General features: G+C 63.4%; 13 protein-coding genes. 7 read left to right on the top strand and 6 right to left on the bottom strand.

Going from position 1 to position 18471, the window contains the following annotated elements:
- Positions 1–9 precede the first annotated feature (9 nt).
- Together ACIQH5_RS10745 and ACIQH5_RS10740 are read left to right on the top strand one after the other, a co-directional pair.
- Positions 10–1230: an Ig-like domain-containing protein gene (locus tag ACIQH5_RS10745; RefSeq protein WP_400402937.1), complete on the top strand. Its 1221-nt coding sequence runs from the start codon at positions 10–12 to the stop codon at positions 1228–1230.
- Positions 1231–1417: 187 nt separating this feature from the next.
- Positions 1418–2242, top strand: a complete 825-nt coding sequence (locus tag ACIQH5_RS10740; RefSeq protein WP_400402934.1) for a pentapeptide repeat-containing protein — start codon at positions 1418–1420, stop codon at positions 2240–2242.
- A gap of 109 nt (positions 2243–2351) precedes the next feature.
- Here the strand turns inward: ACIQH5_RS10740 and ACIQH5_RS10735 are convergent, their stop codons facing one another.
- Positions 2352–3155, bottom strand: a complete 804-nt coding sequence (locus tag ACIQH5_RS10735; RefSeq protein ID WP_400402931.1) for an RDD family protein — start codon at positions 3153–3155, stop codon at positions 2352–2354.
- Between the two features lie 109 nt (positions 3156–3264).
- Here ACIQH5_RS10735 and ACIQH5_RS10730 point away from each other — a divergent pair, with 109 nt between their 5' ends.
- A complete protein-coding gene (locus ACIQH5_RS10730; protein WP_400402928.1) occupies positions 3265–4260 on the top strand; it encodes a stage II sporulation protein M in 996 nt (331 codons plus the stop codon).
- 139 nt (positions 4261–4399) lie between these two features.
- Positions 4400–5569, top strand: coding sequence for a TIGR01906 family membrane protein (locus ACIQH5_RS10725; RefSeq protein WP_400402926.1), 1170 nt, complete (start codon positions 4400–4402; stop codon positions 5567–5569).
- A 44-nt stretch (positions 5570–5613) separates the two neighbouring features.
- Here ACIQH5_RS10725 and ACIQH5_RS10720 read toward each other — a convergent pair whose 3' ends face one another.
- Both ACIQH5_RS10720 and ACIQH5_RS10715 read right to left on the bottom strand, forming a co-directional pair.
- The gene (locus ACIQH5_RS10720) at positions 5614–7446 is read right to left on the bottom strand and encodes an AMP-dependent synthetase/ligase (protein ID WP_400402923.1); all 1833 of its coding nucleotides are present in this window, start codon (positions 7444–7446) and stop codon (positions 5614–5616) included.
- 13 nt (positions 7447–7459) lie between these two features.
- Positions 7460–9373, bottom strand: a complete 1914-nt coding sequence (locus tag ACIQH5_RS10715; RefSeq protein WP_400402920.1) for a dolichyl-phosphate-mannose--protein mannosyltransferase — start codon at positions 9371–9373, stop codon at positions 7460–7462.
- A gap of 133 nt (positions 9374–9506) precedes the next feature.
- On the opposite strand from ACIQH5_RS10715, the gene rsmI reads away from it, so the two are divergent.
- Together rsmI and ACIQH5_RS10705 are read left to right on the top strand one after the other, a co-directional pair.
- The gene (rsmI, locus tag ACIQH5_RS10710; protein WP_400403089.1) at positions 9507–10376 is read left to right on the top strand and encodes a 16S rRNA (cytidine(1402)-2'-O)-methyltransferase; all 870 of its coding nucleotides are present in this window, start codon (positions 9507–9509) and stop codon (positions 10374–10376) included.
- A 159-nt stretch (positions 10377–10535) separates the two neighbouring features.
- Positions 10536–12017: an NAD-dependent succinate-semialdehyde dehydrogenase gene (locus ACIQH5_RS10705; RefSeq protein ID WP_141283012.1), complete on the top strand. Its 1482-nt coding sequence runs from the start codon at positions 10536–10538 to the stop codon at positions 12015–12017.
- 127 nt (positions 12018–12144) lie between these two features.
- On the opposite strand, the gene ACIQH5_RS10700 is transcribed toward ACIQH5_RS10705, so the two are convergent.
- The 3 genes from ACIQH5_RS10700 to ACIQH5_RS10690 are packed head-to-tail and all read right to left on the bottom strand — an operon-like array spanning position 12145 to position 17202.
- On the bottom strand, positions 12145–14640 hold the full coding sequence (locus ACIQH5_RS10700) for a DUF3488 and DUF4129 domain-containing transglutaminase family protein (RefSeq protein ID WP_400402917.1): 2496 nt from the start codon (positions 14638–14640) through the stop codon (positions 12145–12147).
- Positions 14637–16100 (bottom strand): DUF58 domain-containing protein, encoded by a 1464-nt coding sequence (locus tag ACIQH5_RS10695; protein ID WP_400402914.1) that lies wholly within the window; start codon positions 16098–16100, stop codon positions 14637–14639. The genes ACIQH5_RS10700 and ACIQH5_RS10695 overlap by 4 nt, the downstream gene beginning before the upstream one ends.
- Positions 16101–16113: 13 nt before the next feature.
- Positions 16114–17202, bottom strand: a complete 1089-nt coding sequence (locus ACIQH5_RS10690) for a MoxR family ATPase (RefSeq protein WP_024820140.1) — start codon at positions 17200–17202, stop codon at positions 16114–16116.
- 197 nt (positions 17203–17399) lie between these two features.
- On the opposite strand from ACIQH5_RS10690, the gene ACIQH5_RS10685 reads away from it, so the two are divergent.
- Complete coding sequence (locus ACIQH5_RS10685; RefSeq protein WP_400402911.1) at positions 17400–18296, top strand: TatD family hydrolase; 897 nt, start codon at positions 17400–17402, stop codon at positions 18294–18296.
- Positions 18297–18471 lie beyond the last annotated feature (175 nt).

The raw sequence follows: 18471 nt of genomic DNA, 5'->3' as shown, positions 1-18471 counted from the left end.
ACGGGAACCATGACGGAAGTCGCCACACGGAAAAAGGGCAAGATCCTTGCCATCATTGGAGTCTGCGCAGCACTTGTGGTGGGCGGAATCGGCGTGGTCACGGTGCCCGGACTGCTGGCAGGCTCTCCGCAAGGAGCGGCCGTTGCGCCTTCGCCTGCTCCCACCGTGGAGGCCAAACCCGTGGAGTTGGGCATCACTCCGCTGGACGGCGCTGTGGAGTGGAACCCCGTGGTGGGACCCCAGATCAAAGCGGTCAACGGCAAGCTGAAGGATGTCATGCTGACGCCGGTGGGTGGCGGCGTGTCCGTTCAGGGCCAGACCAGCCCTGACGGCAGCACCTGGACCACACTTGAAGTCCTGAAGTTCAAGACTCAGTACAGCTTTGCCTTCACCGTGGTGGACACCGCGGGCAAGGAAACCAAGAAGTCTCAAACTTTCACTACGGTTTCCGCAGCCTACGAGGCGGACGCTTCCATTTACCCCCGCCACGGCACCGTAGCGGGATCCGGGCAGCCCATTGAAATCAACTTCAGCGAGCCCGTTGTAGACAAAGTTGCCATGGAGAAGCGGGTTGCCATCACCGTTTCGTCCGGCCAGCCCGTGACGTGGCACTGGTATTCGGACAAGAAGGTCAGGATCCGTCCTGAGGCGTTCTGGGTTTCCGGCACCACCGTTACCGTGGACATGAAGCTGCTGGGCGTCGACTTTGGCAACAAGATGATCGGCAACGCGGATGTGGTCTCCACCTTCACCACTGGCCCCCAGCGCGTGGCCGTAGTGGATGACACCACCAAGACCATGAACGTCTACTCCGACGGGCAACTCGTCCACACCGCTCCTGTTTCCCTGGGTGGCGAAGACTGGCTTTCACCCACCGGCTATGCGGTGATCCTGGAACAAGAACGCAAATCCAACTTCAACGCCGGCAGCATCGGCCTGAAGCCCGGAGACAAGGGCTACTACGCCCCGATGGTAGTGGACTACGCCAACCGCCTTACATGGTCCGGCGTCTATGTCCACCAAGCCCTCGAATCGGCGTGGGGTGCCATCGGCCGGGTGAACGTCTCTCACGGCTGCGTGGGTTTGCTGCCTGCGGATGCTGAATGGTTCTTCAACAACATGAAGACCGGAGACGTCGTCCAGATCCTGAACACTGGAGCACCGGCAGTGGAACCGCTGGAAGGCTTCGGAGACTGGAACATCCCCTGGGCGAGCTACGCTCAGCGCTAGGCTTCCTGTTAAGATCGTTGCAGTGATTCTTTCCTGCGCGCTTTGACCCCTTTCTCCAGCGCTGACACCACGTCGGCCCTGCTCTCTGTGCTGCCCTCCAAGGTGATCACGGGTGTCCCTCAAGGGAACCCGATCCTGGGTTCCCCGGCTCTTTCCCCCGGACCCTTTCTCTTCACCTGGAGCACGCATGACCATTTCACCAAGCCTCAGCCCGGACTGCGGCAACTGTTTTGCCCTTTGCTGTACCGCGCTCGGATTCGCCCGATCCGCTGACTTCGCGATCGACAAGCCTGCCGCTTCGCCGTGCCCGAACATGGCGGACGACTTCTCCTGCACCATCCACCAACGCCTCAGGCCCCGGGGGTTCCGTGGATGCACGGTCTTTGATTGTTTCGGCGCCGGCCAAGTGGTGTCCCAACACACCTTCGCCGGAACCAGTTGGACACAGGACCCGTCGTCCAAGTCCTCGATGTTCGCCGTTTTCAAAGTAGTCAGGCAACTTCACGAGATGCTCTGGTACCTTGCCGAAGCCAGGCAACGGACTTTCGATCCCGAGCTAGCGGCGGCGGCGGACCACTTGTCCGAGGGCATAGCCACCACCGCCCAAGGCGAGGCGTCCACGGTCCTGGCCGCCGACGTCGAAACACTCCACGGAGAGGTTCGGGCGCTCCTGATGGAGATCAGCGAAGACGCCCGCGCCTCCTATGGCGCCGACGACCGGCAAACCCCCGACGGCGGCCTCCAGCCGGGCGCCGACCTCATGGGAGCTGACCTCGCGAACCAGCGTCTCTGTGGTTCAGACCTCCGCGGTGCCTACCTGATCGGAGCTAATCTCACTAACTCTGACCTCACCGCCGTGGACCTCCTGGGAGCCGACCTGCGCGGAGCCCGGCTCCACAACGCAGACCTCTCCAAGGCGCTCTACCTAACCCAACCCCAGATCAACGCCGCCGAAGGAGATCGCAACACACTCCTACCCCCACAACTCACCAAACCGGATCACTGGTACTAAAACTTCCCCAGTTAGCGGCTGGTGGACGGCATCCGGCAGCCTGCGTCTAAGCGAAGAATGAGCGAGCAGGCAGAGGATGTCGGCCATCGGCCGATCGTCGGGCCAAGTTTCAGGCTTCAGTGAACGGCAACTTCCTGAGTCGCTCGCCTATGGTGGCGTTCCGCTGTTCGGCTTGGCGCAGTCGGGTGAGTTCGCGGTTGCGCCGTTCCCCGAGGACTGCGCCTATGTAGTCTTCGGGGATGGTGCCGGCCGGAGGGGGAGGGGCCACGTATCGGGCGAGTTCAGATGCGAGCGAGGCCGCCATATTGACGCGCGACGCCGGTGCCATGAGGTAGGCCTGCTGCACGAAAGTTCCGGCTCGTCGGGCGGTGGCATCCGGTACCCTGCCGATGTCCGCCATGGCCACCCATGATTGCAGATGGTGCGGGGCCATGGGCATGATCCGGGGTTTTGAGGGAACGCGTTGCCGCAGGGAGTAGGTGCCTGCAACGATGTCGCCGAGGCGCTTGGATTTGTCGTTGAAAAGTGCCACACCGATTGCGAGTCCGCCGAAGGTCATATAGATCTCCAGGAAGCCGAGGAGCCCGCGGATGAGGGCGTGCCGGAAGCGGATGGACCCGCCGTCGTCGCGGACTATGCGTAGCCCTGTTGCGAGCTTTCCCAGCGAGCGTCCGCGGGTGAGGGTTTCCACAGTGACGGGGACGATGACCACGGAAAACACAACGCTGCTGAGGACCAGCGCCTGGATGGCGGCGTCGTCAAGATCCCGGGAAGCTGTGCTGATGAGGATGATCAGGAGTATTGCGAGGACCACCTGGGAGATGACATCCAGGATGAGGCCCAGGGCCCGCGCGGCAAAGGAGGCGGGGCGAAGCTCGAGGACCACTGCCTCGCCTGTGATGATTGAACTCATGCCGCCCCCAAGTTTTTGCCAATTCCGTGGGCGCTTTGAGTGCCCGCACCAACGAGTCTAGCGGCGGCGGGGCTGACCGCACGGTGGATACAGGCGCTAGGGTGGTGGCGTGGACATTGATGCCTTCTCGGCCGTACATGAGGACAAATGGTCGCGGCTTCATTTCCTGGCGCACAAGCGCAGGCTGACGGGTGCCGAGGCGGACGAACTTCTGCGCCTTTACCAGACGGTGTCCGGGCACCTTTCCCTGATCCGTTCTGTTGCGCCCGAGACGGGATTGTCCGCCTCCTTGTCCGCAGCGCTGGCCCAGGCGCGGACGCGGTTCACCGGGGCCCGCTCGAATTTCATGGAGGATCTGGCGCGGTTTTTCGTCATTTCGCTTCCCGCGGCGTTTTACCGCATCCGGTGGCTGACCCTGTGGTGTGGTCTCGCCTTTGTGGTGGTGGCGGGTGCTTATGCCCTGTGGATTGGCACCTCGCCTGAGGCGTTGAGGGCGGTGGCCTCCAGCGACGCCAGAGTGCAGCAGTACGTGGAGGAAGACTTCATCGACTACTACTCCGAGAATCCTGCGGCTTCCTTCGCCGGAGCGGTGTGGACAAACAATGCCTGGATCTCCGCACAGGCCGTCGCCTTCGGCGTCACTGGATTTTGGGTGCCCTACATCCTGTTCATGAACGCGCAGGGGCTGGGAATCGCGGCGGGGCTCTTCCTCGCAACCGGGAAGATGGACATTTTCTTCAGCTACATTCTTCCGCACGGCCTTATGGAACTCACGGCCGTCTTTATAGCCTGTGCTGCGGGACTCAAGATTTTCTGGGCCATGGTGCGGCCGGGCCCGAGGACGAGGCTGCAGGCTGTGGCCGATGAAGGCCGTTCGCTGATCACCATTGCCATGGGGTTGGTCCTTGTCCTGCTGGTCTCCGGCATTGTGGAAGGCTTTGTGACACCGAGCCCGCTCCCCGTATGGGCCAAGATCACTATTGGCGCGCTGGTTTTGGCTGGTTACTGGGTGTACACCCTGATCCTTGGCGGGAAAGCAGTCCGCGCGGGTGTCACGGGAGACATGGATGCCAACGACGCCGGATATCGCAGCATCGCAGCGTAGAGCTTACAGTTACGTTTCAATCTGGTCGCAGCCGGGGTGGCACCGCGTGTCTGTGTAAGGCCGGGCGGTAGGCTCGAATGCAGACAAGAGAGCCGGCAGCAAGCAATCGCCGGTGGATGCCTACGGAAGTGAACCCGCTGTGAGCGACAAGAGCCCAAAACCACAAGAACCGGACACGGACGTCCATGAGGACCCCAACGAACCGGCCTTCGACTGGATGAAGCCGAAGACGTCCGGTGGCTCTACCGAGGCAACTCCTGCAGCCAACACCGGAGCCGCCCCCGTGGCAGGCAAATCGGCAGCGACTCCCTCAACTGCGACGCCGGCCAACGGCCAGCCTGAGAGCCGAGCGGACCGCAAAGCTGCTGAGGCTGCGGACACCGGTACTGAAACTCCATTGTTCGCCGACACCCTTGCGGAGACCTCCACCACCAAGGCGCCGTCGCACTACTCGGAACCTTTGCCGACGTCGGCTCTCCAGATTCGTCCACCGGACGATGAAGTGGCGCGACGAAATGCAGAACGCGAGCAAGCAGCAAAAGTGAAGCCGATCGGCCCACGGATTTTCCAGGTGCTGCTGGCCGTTTTCTACCCCGTCATTCTCCTGGTGCTCGCCGTCAGGGCAATTACCAGTCCGCTGTTCCTGTGGGTGGAATACAACCGTCCGGGATTCCCCGGCGACGGATATGGCTTCAGCACTGATGACCGCATGACGTATGGTTCGTACGCCGTGGACTACCTCAGCAACTGGGCTGGTCCGCGCTACCTGGGAGGCTTGGTCAACCAGGACGGGGAGAAGCTCTTCACGGACAGCGAAGTCTCCCATATGGCCGACGTGAAGCTGGTCATCCTGTCCTCCTTTGGGGCAGGTCTCCTGCTGATCATCCTCAGCATCATCGCCATCCTGTATCTGCGCAAGCGAAGCAATGGCGGGATCCGGCGAGGTCTGTTTGCCGGTTCAATCGTCACGTTGGTCATCATCGTTGGTCTCGCAGTCCTGGCTGCCCTGAGCTGGCAGCAGTTCTTCACAGAGTTCCACCGGATCTTCTTTGCCAATGGAACGTGGACCTTCTCGCTGGAAGACACGCTCATCCGGCTCTTCCCGGGCCAGTTCTGGATTGATGCGGGCATCGTGATCGGCGCTCTGGTGTTCCTTGCAGCGACGCTGACGTTCATCTTCACGTGGCCCACCAAGCGGCGTCGTGGCCTTGCGGACAAGCAGGAGGCCGCGGACGAGAATGCAGAGGGTTCGGACGAAACGCCTGAGGATGCCGGCCTGTCCAAGGAAACAACGGACGCCACCCGCTAGGGGTGCGCGGTTCCAAGTGCTCCGGAGCGGAGCAGGTGGAGCCGCTACTTCTCGTACAGCTTTTCCACTGCCGCTGAGAAGTCGCTGAGCACCGCGGCCCGCTTCAGTTTCAGCGACGGCGTCAGGTGCCCGGACTCGACGCTGAGCTCGGCCGTGATGAATGCGAACTTCTTGATGGATTCAGCAGCTGAGACGAACTTGTTGGCCTCGTCCACTGCAGACTGAACGGCTGCCTTCACCCGGTCATCGGACGCGGCTTCCTCGGGGGAGAGGACCCCCACCTTGTTCTCGGCGCACCAGTTCGTGAGCCCGTCAGGGTCCAGGCCAAGCAATGCGGCAACGAACGGCCGGCCATCGCCCACAACCACTGCCTGTCCCACCAAGGGGTGTTCGCGCAGCTTCTCCTCCAAGGGAGCCGGCGCCACGTTCTTGCCTCCGGCGGTTACGAGGAGGTCCTTCTTGCGGCCGGTGATGGTGAGGAATCCGTCGGCGTCGAGTTCGCCCAAATCGCCGGTGCGGAAGAAACCGTCAACGAAGGCAGCCTCGGTGGCCTCCCCATCATTGTGGTAGCCCTTGAAGACACCAATGCCCTTGACCAGCACTTCCCCGTCCTGGGCCACCCTGATGGTGGTTCCCGGCAGGGGAATCCCCACCGTACCGATCCGGGACATGCTGGGCGTATTGACGGTGCAAGGCGCGGTGGTCTCCGTCAACCCATAGCCCTCAAGAACCGGAATGCCCGCTCCGTGGAAGAAGTGGTTGTCCCGGAGGCTGAGGGGACTGGCACCGGAAACTGTGTAGCCTACATCGCCGCCGAACAGCTCCCTTACCTTGGGGTAGAGGAGCTTGTTGAACGTGGAATGCTTCAGGCCCAGAAGCCAGCCCGGACCTGGCCCCTCGCCACGGGCGGCGAGGTCCACCGCCGTCGAATATTGCACCGCGGTGGCCGAAGCTGCTGTGAAGAGGGCGGACTTACCGCTCATGGCCGCTTTGTGGTTGGCCCCGGCGTAAACCTTCTCGAAAATCCGGGGCACGGCGAGCAGGAAAGTTGGCTTGAAAGAGCCCAGGTCTGCCATCAGCCCACTGGCGCCGGCGCTATGACCCAGGGTGATGCCGGCAGTCAGGCAGACAACCTGGACCGCACGGGCTAGGACGTGTGCCAAGGGCAGGAACATCAGCGTCCGGGCACCTTCCTGCATGAGGAGCTCGGGGAGGAACGGGATGACGTTCCGTGCCACGAGGACAAAGTTGCCGTGGGTGATTTCGCAGCCCTTGGGCTTGCCGGTTGTTCCGGAGGTGTAGACGATTGAGGCGACGCTGGCCAGGTTCGCTGCGCTGCGCTGGCGCTCCAGTTCGTTGTCCATGACGCCGATCCCGACGGCGGAGACGCTGGTCAGGTTGGGTGCGTCGCCGTCGTGCTCCATCCGGATGATGGTCACGGGGTCCTCGCCCAGAACGGCGGAGTTCTCCACTAGTGCATGGACGAGATCAGCTTTGCCGGAGTCCTCCACAAAGATGCGCCGGGCTCCCGAATCGGCGAGGATCCATTCGATCTGGCTTGCCGACGACGTCTCATAAATGGGGACGGTGACCCCGCCGGCCATCCAGATGGCGAAGTCCACCAGCGTCCATTCAAAGCTTGAGCGGGACAAAACAGCCACAGGATCGCCAGCGTTGAGCCCGCCCGCGATCAAGCCCTTGGCCAGGGCTGTGACATCGGCAAGGAACCTGGCCGCAGAGACGTTCAGCCAACCGTTCGCCGTCTTGTGGGCGTAAAGGTTGCCGAACGGATCCTTGTGGCAGCGTTCCAGGAGGAGGTCCGTCACGTTGGTGTTCGGGTCCGCCTCGACCAGAAGTTCCGTGCTTGCTTCCCTCACTGCTTGCCTCCTCCTAGATCCACGATGGCATCCACATTCTCATCCGCCACTCCTGGTAACTGATGACCTCCGCCGTGAGCACCGGATAGAAGAATGCCGTTGCCAGCACGGCCAACACCAGGACGAGGGCCACTATGTAGAGACCGGATCGTCGCCGCCAGACGGGGTCGCTGCTACGTCCCAGAACCAACCCCAACACATACGTCAGGCCCAGAACCAGGAACGGTTCGAAGGACACGGCGTAGAAGATGAACATGGTGCGTTCCGGGTACATGAACCACGGAAGGTATCCGGCGGCCACTCCCGCAAGGATGGCACCGGCGCGCCAGTCGCGGCGGCCGGCCCACCAGAACAACAGGATCACCAGGGCAATGGTCCCGCCCCACCAAACCACCGGATTTCCCACTGGCAGGATGGCCGAGGAACACGTCTCAACGACGCAGCCGGGAGTGCCCTGCTTGGGGGTCTGGTAGAAAAACGAGGTGGGACGGCCCATGATGAGCCACGTCCAGGGGCTGGACTCATACGGATGGTCGGAGCTGAGCCCCTGATGGAATTTGTACGCTTCAAGGTGGTAATGCGCCAGGGAGCGTACGGAATTGGGAAGCCAATCCCAGCCCGGTGCAGGGTTGGTGACAGCCCATTGCCGATAATAGGCGTCTTTCGAAAGGAACCAGCCTGTCCACGTGGCCACGTACGTGACGGCAGCGACCGGAATGATGGTCACGAACGCGGGCAGGCCGTCCTTGATGATGCCGGCGCTGAACCAGCTCCGGATGCCTGCAATGCGCCGGGCGTTCAGGTCCCACAGCACAGTCATGATCCCGAAGGCGGCGACGAAGAACAGGGCTGACCATTTGGTCCCTACAGCGAGGCCAAGGCAAAGACCTGCAACCAATCGCCACCACCGCATGCCAAGCCACGGGCCAGTCACCAGCTGGGTGGGTGTGGGGCCACCCGGCGAGGCAGCCGCCTGCGCGGCAAGCCGGGAAGCCAGACGACGGCGGCCGTCGTCGCGGTCCATGAGCAAGGCGCCGAAGGCGGCCAGGATCCACAGGGCCAGGAATACGTCCAGCAGGGACGTCCGGGAAAGCACCAGGTGGTGGCCGTCGATGGCCAGCAGGAGACCGGCAACGGCCCCGAGGGTGTGTGAGCGGAACAGCTTCAGTGCAATGAGCGAAACGAGGAAGACCGTCACCGTGCCCGCCAAAGCTGCGCTGAACCGCCAGCCGAAGGGGTTGTCTCCACCGAACAGCCACATCCCGAACGCGATCATCCATTTGCCCACCGGTGGGTGGACGACGTACTCGGGAGTGTTGAGGAGAACATCCGGGTTGCCGGCGATGAAGGAGTCGTTGGCGTTGGCCGGCCAACTGCGTTCGTAGCCGCTCACCACATAGGAGTAGGCGTCCTTGACGTAGTAGGTTTCATCGAAAACCAGGCTGTGCGGGGCATCAAGCCGGAAGAAGCGGAGAATGCCGCCCAGGATTGCCGTAAGGGTAGGGATCAGCCAAAACCATAAGCGCAAAGACGCCGGGTAGTCCCGCCAGCTTTGGGCTGCGCCGATCAGACGTTCCTTCAATGCCGCGGCTGTGTAGGCCTCGGATGGCCGTGCGATCCAACGGTGCCCTTCCAAGCTGCGGCCAGGCGAAACCCGAGCGGTTGAACCGCCGGTGGGCAGCTCATGACCGGGTAGCTCGCGGCCCGGCGGCTCTTGACCGGGCGGGAGCCCTTCGGTGCGGTCATCGGCGGCATCCAGAGGCGTGGCCCCCATGGAGCCCGCCCTCCGCCTGGCCAGTGATGTGCCCCCGGGTTTCGTTGTATCCGACTGACCGCTGCCCTCCGCCGCGCTGTCTCCAGGTTCCGGGCTCGCTGGGGACGCTGCCGGCGATCCGGAAGCGGTGGCAGGAACGGGCGACTGGTTCACCCGCCCATGCTACCTTTCCATCCTTGCTGTATCCCTGAACCCCGCGGCTGCATCCTTGAACCCCGTGCGGTATTAGGCTTGGCAGGTGGACGAACAACGCGGCACCCCTGACGAAGCTCCCTTCAACGACGACCTGGAAGAGGCTCCTTCTGCTTCAGGCGCGACCCCCGGCGTTGGCAGGATTGTGCTTGCGGCAACACCTATCGGCAACGTCGGCGACGCTTCAGCGCGTTTGATCGAGCTCCTTGGCACCTCTGACATCGTGGCCGCGGAGGACACCCGGCGTTTGCATCGGCTGGTAACAGCCCTTGGTGTCGAAGTCACTGGACGCGTCATCAGTTACCACGAGCACAATGAGGTAGCCAAGACTGGTGAACTGCTGGACCACGTCCGCGCGGGCAAGACCATCCTGATGGTCAGCGACGCCGGAATGCCGGCAGTTTCGGACCCCGGATTCCGCCTGGTGGAGGGCGCGGTTGCTGCCGGACTGACAGTTACTGCCGTTCCCGGCCCCTCCGCGGTGCTGACGGCGCTGGCGCTGTCAGGCCTGCCCACCGACCGTTTCTGCTTTGAAGGTTTCCTGCCGCGAAAGTCGGGGGACCGGAATTCACGGCTGGCAGACCTGGCCGGCGAACGCCGCACCATGGTCTTCTTCGAGGCTCCGCACAGGCTCGAAGTGATGTTGCGGGCGCTGCACGAGCGCTTCGGGGCCGAGCGCCGGGTGGCAGTCTGCCGTGAGCTGACCAAGACCTACGAAGAAGTCATCCGGGGCACCCTGCGTGAACTGCTGGAGTGGGCGGAGAACAACGAGGTCCGTGGGGAGATAGCCGTGGTAGTGGGCGGTGCACCCGAACAGGAACCCGGGAAGCCTGAAGACCACGTTGCAGCGGTCAATGAGCTCATTTCCCAAGGCATCCGGCTGAAGGAGGCCGTGGCAGCAGTGGCCGAGGAGGCCCGGGTCAGCAAGCGCGAGCTCTACTCGGCGGTGCTCGCAGCGCGGTGACCCCGTTGTGCACCTGCACAAATCGGCGGCCGTGAGGCAGTGCGTGAAGGCGTAGACACTGCTTCTCGCGGGGCAGTACCGTGGCAGTAATTCAAGCCACTTCCGGCAACGAACCCCAGTGGTGCAATTCTCCAATGCACCCAAGACGAAGGAGTCGCCATGACTGTCACGGTTGAACGCGAAAGCGAACTGCTGGCTTCCGTCCCTACCGGCCTGCTGATCAACGGTCAGTGGCGCCCGGCCGGTTCCGGAAAGACCTTTGATGTTGAGGACCCGGCAACGGGCAAAGTCCTCCTCAGCATTTCCGACGCCGGTGCTGAAGACGGCGCTGCCGCCCTCGACGCAGCTGCTGCCGCCCAGGCTGATTGGGCCCGCACCGCACCGCGCGAACGCGGCGAGATCCTGCGCCGCGCCTTCGAGCTGGTCACCGAGCGTGCCGAAGACTTCGCACTGCTGATGACCCTCGAAATGGGCAAGCCCCTGGCCGAAGCCCGTGGTGAAGTCACCTACGGTGCCGAGTTCCTGCGCTGGTTCTCCGAGGAAGCCGTCCGCGTGTCCGGCCGTTACTCTGCAGCTCCGGATGGCAAGAACCGCCTCCTGGTGCAGAAGAAGCCGGTGGGTCCCTGCCTGCTGATCACCCCGTGGAACTTCCCGCTGGCCATGGCTACCCGTAAGATCGCCCCCGCTGTAGCTGCCGGCTGCACCATGGTGCTCAAGCCCGCCAACCTGACCCCGCTGACCAGCCTGCTGTTCGCACAGGTCATGCAGGAAGCCGGCCTGCCCGCCGGTGTCCTGAACGTCATCCAGACCTCCACCGCCGGCGCCGTCACGGGCCCGCTGATCAAGGATGACCGTCTCCGCAAGATTTCCTTCACCGGCTCCACCCCGGTGGGCCAGGCCTTGATCCGCGAAGCCGCGGACAAGGTCCTGCGTACCTCCATGGAGCTCGGTGGCAACGCTCCGTTCGTCGTTTTCGAAGACGCCGACCTGGACAAGGCCGTTGAAGGCGCCATCGCGGCCAAGATGCGCAACATGGGCGAGGCCTGCACCGCAGCGAACCGCTTCATTGTGCACGAGTCCATCGCCGATTCCTTCGCGGAGAAGTTCGCCGCCAAGATCGGTGCCCTGACCACCGCCCGCGGTACCGAGGCCGAATCCAAGGTGGGCCCGCTGATCGACGGCAAGGCCCGCGACGGCGTTCACGCCCTCGTCAGCGAAGCCGTAGCAGGAGGTGCCACTGCCGTCACCGGTGGTGCCGCCGTCGAGGGCCCCGGCTACTTCTACCAGCCCACCGTGCTGAAGAACGTTGCCGCCGATGCCCGCATCCTGCGCGAGGAAATCTTTGGACCGGTAGCGCCCATCATCACCTTCTCCACCGAGGATGACGCCGTCCGTCTGGCCAACAACACCGAATACGGCCTGGTTGCCTACGTCTTCACCAAGGACCTCAACCGCGGACTGCGCATCAGCGAGCGGATCGAGACCGGCATGCTCGGCCTCAACGCCGGCGTGATCTCCAACGCCGCAGCACCCTTCGGTGGCGTCAAGCAGTCCGGCCTGGGCCGTGAAGGCGGTTCCGAAGGCATCGAAGAGTACCTCTACACCCAGTACGTAGGTATCGCGGACCCGTACGCCGACTAGGCAGGACTGGATCCGGTTCGCCGCTCTCGCAACAAGAACGGCTGACAAACACAGGGGCCCGGCCCCGGAACCACAAGTTCCGGCGTCGGGCCCTTTGCTGTCTGTACCCCAATCAGCGGTCCGGAACCTAGCGACGCTGGGGGAGCAGCCCCTTGAGCCTGCGCCCGGACAACGCAACGGCCCGCGCTGTTGCCCTGCCGAACCTTCCGACGGCCCGGAACGGGGCACCGAGTGCGTGGACCCAGCGGCGCATCATGGATGGCGGCAACCAGTCAGCGCGGAAGCGGACCAGCCAGCGGGCATTGTTGCGCAACGACTCGCGGATGACCGCAACGCGGGTGGCCGCTGCCGGTGCCGACGCACCCGTACGGCCGTACCGCTGCCGTTCGAAGTCCGAGGTGAGGGACGCGACTGCCTCATGCGCGGCGTCGTCGAGTCCTCCAGTGACACCAAGCGCGGAACTGGAGCGCAACCGGGCGGAGAAATGCCGCGGCGTCTCGCTGGGTTTTGATGGCACGCCGTAGTCGGTGGCGAGATCCTGCAACTCCGCCCACGCCAGTTCCGGGGCGGGATCCTTATAGCCTGGGAGGTCGGCATCGTCCGGAGGTTTTTGGCTGAGCCGGCGTCGCCGGAGAACCGTTCTGCTCAGCCTCGGGGACCACAAGAATCCAACAAGCACCAAGACCCCGGCTGCTCCGGCGCCGATGGCCGGCCACGGGTTCACGGCGGCGGAACCGGCGGCTGGCGTATCCAGGCCGGGGAGCGGGGCGGCAGGAGCCGGGGCGGGGGCAGGGGTGGTGGGGACCTCTTTCTCATCGGCATTGGTGCTCAGGTTGCCGGGTACCGAACTCTCCGTGGCGTATTCGGGAACCACGCCACGCGAGGGCGTCGGTTCAAAGGGGACCCACCCCAGGCCTTCGAAGTACAACTCAGGCCACGCGTGGGCATCCCGGGCGTCGACCTCGTACTCGGGGAAGGATCCCTGACCCACAAGGGCCACCGACTCACCCGTGAGGCGGCCGGGCGCGTAACCGACAGCGATCCTGCTGGGGATGCCTTCAGCCCGCGCCATGACCGCCATGGCGGAGGAGAAGTGGACGCAATAGCCGCTCTTCACGGCGAGGAAGTCAGCCAGGACCGAGAGACCATTGCCGTCATAACCGTTCTGAACGGGAGCCTGAAGGGAATAGGTGAACTCGCCTGAACGCAGGTATTTCTGGATGGCCAGAGCCTTCCCGTAATTGCTGCCTGCGGAGGCCGTGACAGAATCGGCCGTTTGCCGCACGATGTCCGGAAGGTTCCCCGGGATCCTCAGAAAGTCTTCAGAAATGCCCTGCGGAACGGCTGTGGCCTGGGACAAGGATTGTGCCGTGATCTTGGGGGCTGCAGAGAAAACCACATACCGTTGCGCGCGGGTGGTGGTCTCCGTGCTCATGATGCTCAACGTGGCCGGATCCCAGGTCCATCGTCCGTTGAGGCCGTTCACGGAAGCCGGGGCAAAAGGAGCTGGAAGATACGGGCTGGTAAACAGTCCCGCGTTGACCGACGTCACGGCGTTGACCACCTCGCCCTGCACTGCGTATCCGGTCTCGATCCTGTCCGCACCCGCCCGGCGCCCGGCGGCCCGATCATCGGGGGCCCAGGTTTCGCCGTCGAAGTTGTCAATGGTGACGGATCTTAGGTACAGGGGAGCGCTGGCACTGGTGGCATACGTGATGCGCCCCGAACCGGTGGGGCTGCGGAGGCTGTTGCCCAGGGTGATCATGGGATTGAGCCCATTGGAAGTTCCCCACGGGCTCAGCCGGGAGCCCTGCGGAAAGGTACCGGTTTCGAAGCCGGGAATCACCAGGGGGACGGTCATGGTCAGGGCCAGCGCCAGGCCCCCTGTCACCACCGAACGCCTGAACTGGCCGGCTCCACGTCCCGAACCGGACTGCAGCCTGGCGTCCGGGGCGAACCAGTGGCTGCACCCGAGGATCAGCAGGTAGCCCACTGCGGCACCGATGAACCCGGCGATTCCCACGCTCTGGGGTTTGATGGTGGCCGGGACCACCATCACCGCCAGGAGACCAATGCCGCTGGCGGCCGGCATGGACAAGGGAACGGCAAGGGCATCGATCAAGATCACCAGGAGGCCCAGGCAGGCGCACATGACAAAAACGATCCCCGCGTTGGGTGCAACAGGCGCGCTCTCGGACACCACCGTCTCCGCGGCCCGCTTGATAAGGCGTCCGACGGCGGTGAAGGTTCCGGTGGTGGGGATGAACCCCGCCAAGCTTTCCTGACGGCAGAAAATGAAGCTAAGAACGCCGGCCAAAGAGGCAAAGGACGCCAACGTGGCGAGCAAGGGCTGGGCACGGAGCGCCCGGAGCGCTGCAAGCGTCAGCGCAACCACCACCACTGTGGTGATCAGCGGCATGAACCAGGCCCAGCCCCGGAGGACGCCATTAAGCGACAAGGCAGCGCCAAGAACAGCCACGGCAATTGATCCAGCCATTGCCCATGGATAGGGCCCTGCTCCCGGGGGTTTCACGCGGGGTGATGGTCCGGACGGTCGCGGTGCGGACCCGTCGTCGGGTTGGACCGGCGCGTTGGGGGAGCCGCGGTGGGACGTGGCCGTCATCGGGGCACCGCCGCTCCACGACGGACATCCATAGCTGCATCGGCTGCAGCTACGATCCCACCCTCATCAAAGGCTGACCAGGCTGCAGTCAAGAGGGTCTTTGAGGTGACAGCGGCCGCTCTCCACCCTGCCAGGCGCAGAATCTCCAGTACTTCGTCATTGTTCCGTGAAGCATCGGTCATCACCAGGGCGAAGGCATTGGCTCCGTACCCGGCCGCGGGAGCAAGCGCCCGCGCCTCCGCGAGAGTCAGGTTGCCCAGCAGGGCCAGCAGGGGGCCACGCAAGCGATGCGCTGAGAGTTTGTCCATCAGGCGGTCGTTGAAGGGAGAATCTGCAGTCTCTGCTGCGGCTACGCCGGGGGAGCCTTCTTTGTGTTCTGAACCGGATTTGTGGTCTGCGTGCTCGGTCCGGTGGTGTTCCGCCCTGATGTGCCTGGGACCGCTGAGCTCCACGGCCGCCAGTGCCTCGGCGATTGCCTGAAGACCGCCCGCACCCGGGAACTCCTCAGCATCCGGATCCGTGGCGGACCGCGAACGGTGGAACGCCGGTCCGCCGAATGAGTCAAGGAGCCTCAGGGAGTAATTTCGTTCCGCCAAGTGCGCGGCGATGGACATCGCCGCCGTAACAATCCACTCAAAGTTGGGACTGGTCACCAAATCCGAGTCTTCGTCACGGCTCCCGAACACGGACCCGTTTCCGGCGGCAAACGCGGAGAACCTCTGGTCAAGGATGAGGGTGGCTTCCGGTGTGGTCACCGACTCTTCCTGACGGACCATCAGTTGGCCATGCCGTGCGGTAGCGGCCCAGTGAACGCGGCGCATGGGGTCACCGTGCCTGTACTCACGGGTCATGATGTCGTCATCGCTGGGATTGGCCCGGATGCGGGTGGCCGTCACGCCATCGTTGCCGCGCGCACCGGCGAGGCCGGTGACGGGAAGTTCGACGGCGGCAGGCGTCACGGTGAGGATGTCGCCGTCGTCAATGGCGTGCCTGCGCAACGACAAGCCGAACGGGTCACTGAACTCAGCCGTGACCGGACCAATCCTGAACTGTCCCCGCTTGCCCGAGCGGAGGTGATATTCGTAGCGGCTGGTGCCACCGGACGCCGATCTGGCCGGAAAACGGAAAGCGGGAGGCTCCCCGAAACGAGGAGGCAACTGCTCCTCCATAATGACCTGCCCCGTGGCATACGAGGAACGGGCAACAGCCAAGCGAACAGTGGTGGTGCTTGAGGTCTCCACCGTGGACGGATTGAACTCCCTGTACACCTGGAACTTGGGTTTGAGCACCCTGACACCGGCAAGCGCAACCAAGGGAAGGAGAATCAGCAAAATGGCCAAGGACAGGAGATCGCGCCTGCCCATGACGTAGGCGCACCCCAGCGAGAGCGCCCCGGCTGCCAGGAGCCCCCAGCCGCGGTTGGTGAATAAGTGCTTGGGAAGCCGATCCATGAGCGCCATGAGGGCACGTCTCCTAAACGCTGTTCCTGTCCCTGCGCCATGCGCCGGGCGGTTCCTGGGCAACGGGCAGGGAAGCGAAAATACCCCGGAGAATGCTTTGCGGTGTATCGCCCGAACTCGCGGCCTTGCGGTCCAAAATGATCCGGTGGGCCAGCACCGACTCGGCCACGTCCACCACGTCATCCGGGAGGACAAAATCCCGGCCATCCAAAGCTGCCGTGGCCTTGGCCGCCCGCAACAATTGGAGCAAGGACCGCGGGCTCGCACCGAGACGGAGGCGGGCGCTGTCCCGGGTGGCCCGTCCAATGGCCACCGTGTACTCCTTGATGGCTGTTGAAACGTAGACCTGCTGGACGGTGGCGATCATGGCAGCAACATCGGCGGCCGTCACCACAGGAGTCACCTTCACCAGGGGCGATGACGCCTGGTGGGTCTCCAACATCTCGATCTCGGCATCCTTGTCCGGGTAGCCCATGGAGATTCGGGCCATGAAACGGTCACGCTGGGCTTCAGGCAGCGGATATGTGCCTTCCATTTCGATGGGATTCTGCGTGGCCACCACCATGAAGGGCAAACCCAGCTGGTACGAGTGACCGTCCACGGTCACCTGGTGCTCCTCCATGCATTCAAGGAGGGCCGACTGGGTTTTGGCCGATGCACGGTTGATTTCGTCGCCAATGACAATGTTCGCGAACACGGCGCCGGGGCGGAACTCGAATTGCCGGGAAGACTGGTTGTAGATGGACACGCCGGTCACATCGGAGGGCAGCAAATCCGGGGTGAACTGGATTCGAGACACCGTGCAGTCCACACTCCGCGCCAGCGTCTTTGCCAGCAGGGTCTTGCCCACACCCGGGACGTCCTCCAGAAGAAGGTGACCTTGGGCCAGGAGGACCGTCAGAGCAAGCTTTGCCGCATCGGCTTTTCCGTCAATGACCTGATTGATGGAACCCAGGATGCGCTCGCTGGCGTCATGGAACCGCTCCGCGTCCATGACGTGCGGCCTATGCCCGTTGAGTCCCGCGCCATCCCGCGGCAGGGGGCTGTACGCCTCGCCCTGGACAGGAGAGGGTTCAACGGTGACTTGTCGCTTGGACTCCATGAATCGCCCTTCAGCCGTGGCCTAGGCAACAGCAATCTTCGCTTAACGCTGTTGGTGGTGGCCGCTTGTCCGTTCCAGACTACCCAGACAATGGCTGCCGCAGACATAGCGCTCCCGAATTTATGTGCCATATGGAATTTAAGGTGCGCACCTTCCTCGTTGCCCAAGGAGGACCGCAGTCCGATTAAGGTGGAAGCATGTGCAACTCCCTCGCCCCCGCACCCTACAGGGCGCCATCCGATGCAACAGAAGAAAAAGATCAGCGTCGGGAATACCCGCCAGCGCCGGAGCCGCTCCCCGTGGCGGTCATGGACAACCACACGCACCTGGACTTCAGGCACGGCCTGATCGAGGTTTCCGTCCGGGATGCGATGGACTCGGCAGAAGCGGTGGGCGTGCAGGGAGCCGTGCAGGTGGGATGCGATCTGGAATCGTCCAGATTCACAGTGCAGGCCGTGGAAGCTGATCCCCGGCTACTCGGCGCTGTGGCCATCCACCCCAACGACGCCCCCGAATACGCGGCCCGTGGGGAGCTGGAATCGGCGCTCGCCGAGATCGAGGAACTGGCCGGCCATCCGCGCATCCGGGCCATCGGTGAGACAGGGCTGGATTTCTTCCGGACCCATGGTGAGGGGCTGGCACATCAGCGGTACTCCTTCCGACGCCACATCGACATCGCGAAACGGCTTGGCCTGACGCTCCAAATTCACGACCGCGACGCCCACGACGACGTTGTTCAGGTGCTGCAGGAGGAAGGCGCTCCGGAACGGGTGGTTTTCCACTGCTTCTCCGGAGATGAAGAACTCGCCAGGATCTGTAACCGGAACGGCTGGTACATGTCCTTCGCCGGCACCATGACGTTCAAGAACGCGGGGAACCTCCGTGCCGCCCTGGCCGTCGCCGAACCAAGCAGGATTCTGGTGGAGACGGATTCGCCCTTCCTTACACCGCATCCCCACCGTGGAAGGCCGAATGCCAGCTACATGGTTCCCTACACGGTCCGGTCCATGGCGGACGTGACAGGAGATGACTTGTCCGAACTATGTTCGCGATTGGCCGAAAATACCCTGAATGCCTACGGATCCTGGGCTTAAGCGGGCTCATTCGACTCCGCTCCCAGAGGTCTCACTGGATACCCGGTATGCACGTTACTTGGTTCGTTTATAACGGATCGGTTACTGTGTTAAACAAATAGCCGGGGTCGGGGAAGGCCTTCGGACAACTGTTCCGGTTCATTCCGGTGCAATCAGTTCAATGTTTTTTGGCGGC

The sequence above is a fragment of the Paenarthrobacter sp. NPDC091711 genome, assembly GCF_044756605.1.
Lineage (GTDB): Bacteria > Actinomycetota > Actinomycetes > Actinomycetales > Micrococcaceae > Arthrobacter.
Note: the sequence above shows the minus strand (reverse complement) of the source record. Positions and strands in the feature narration are given on the sequence as shown.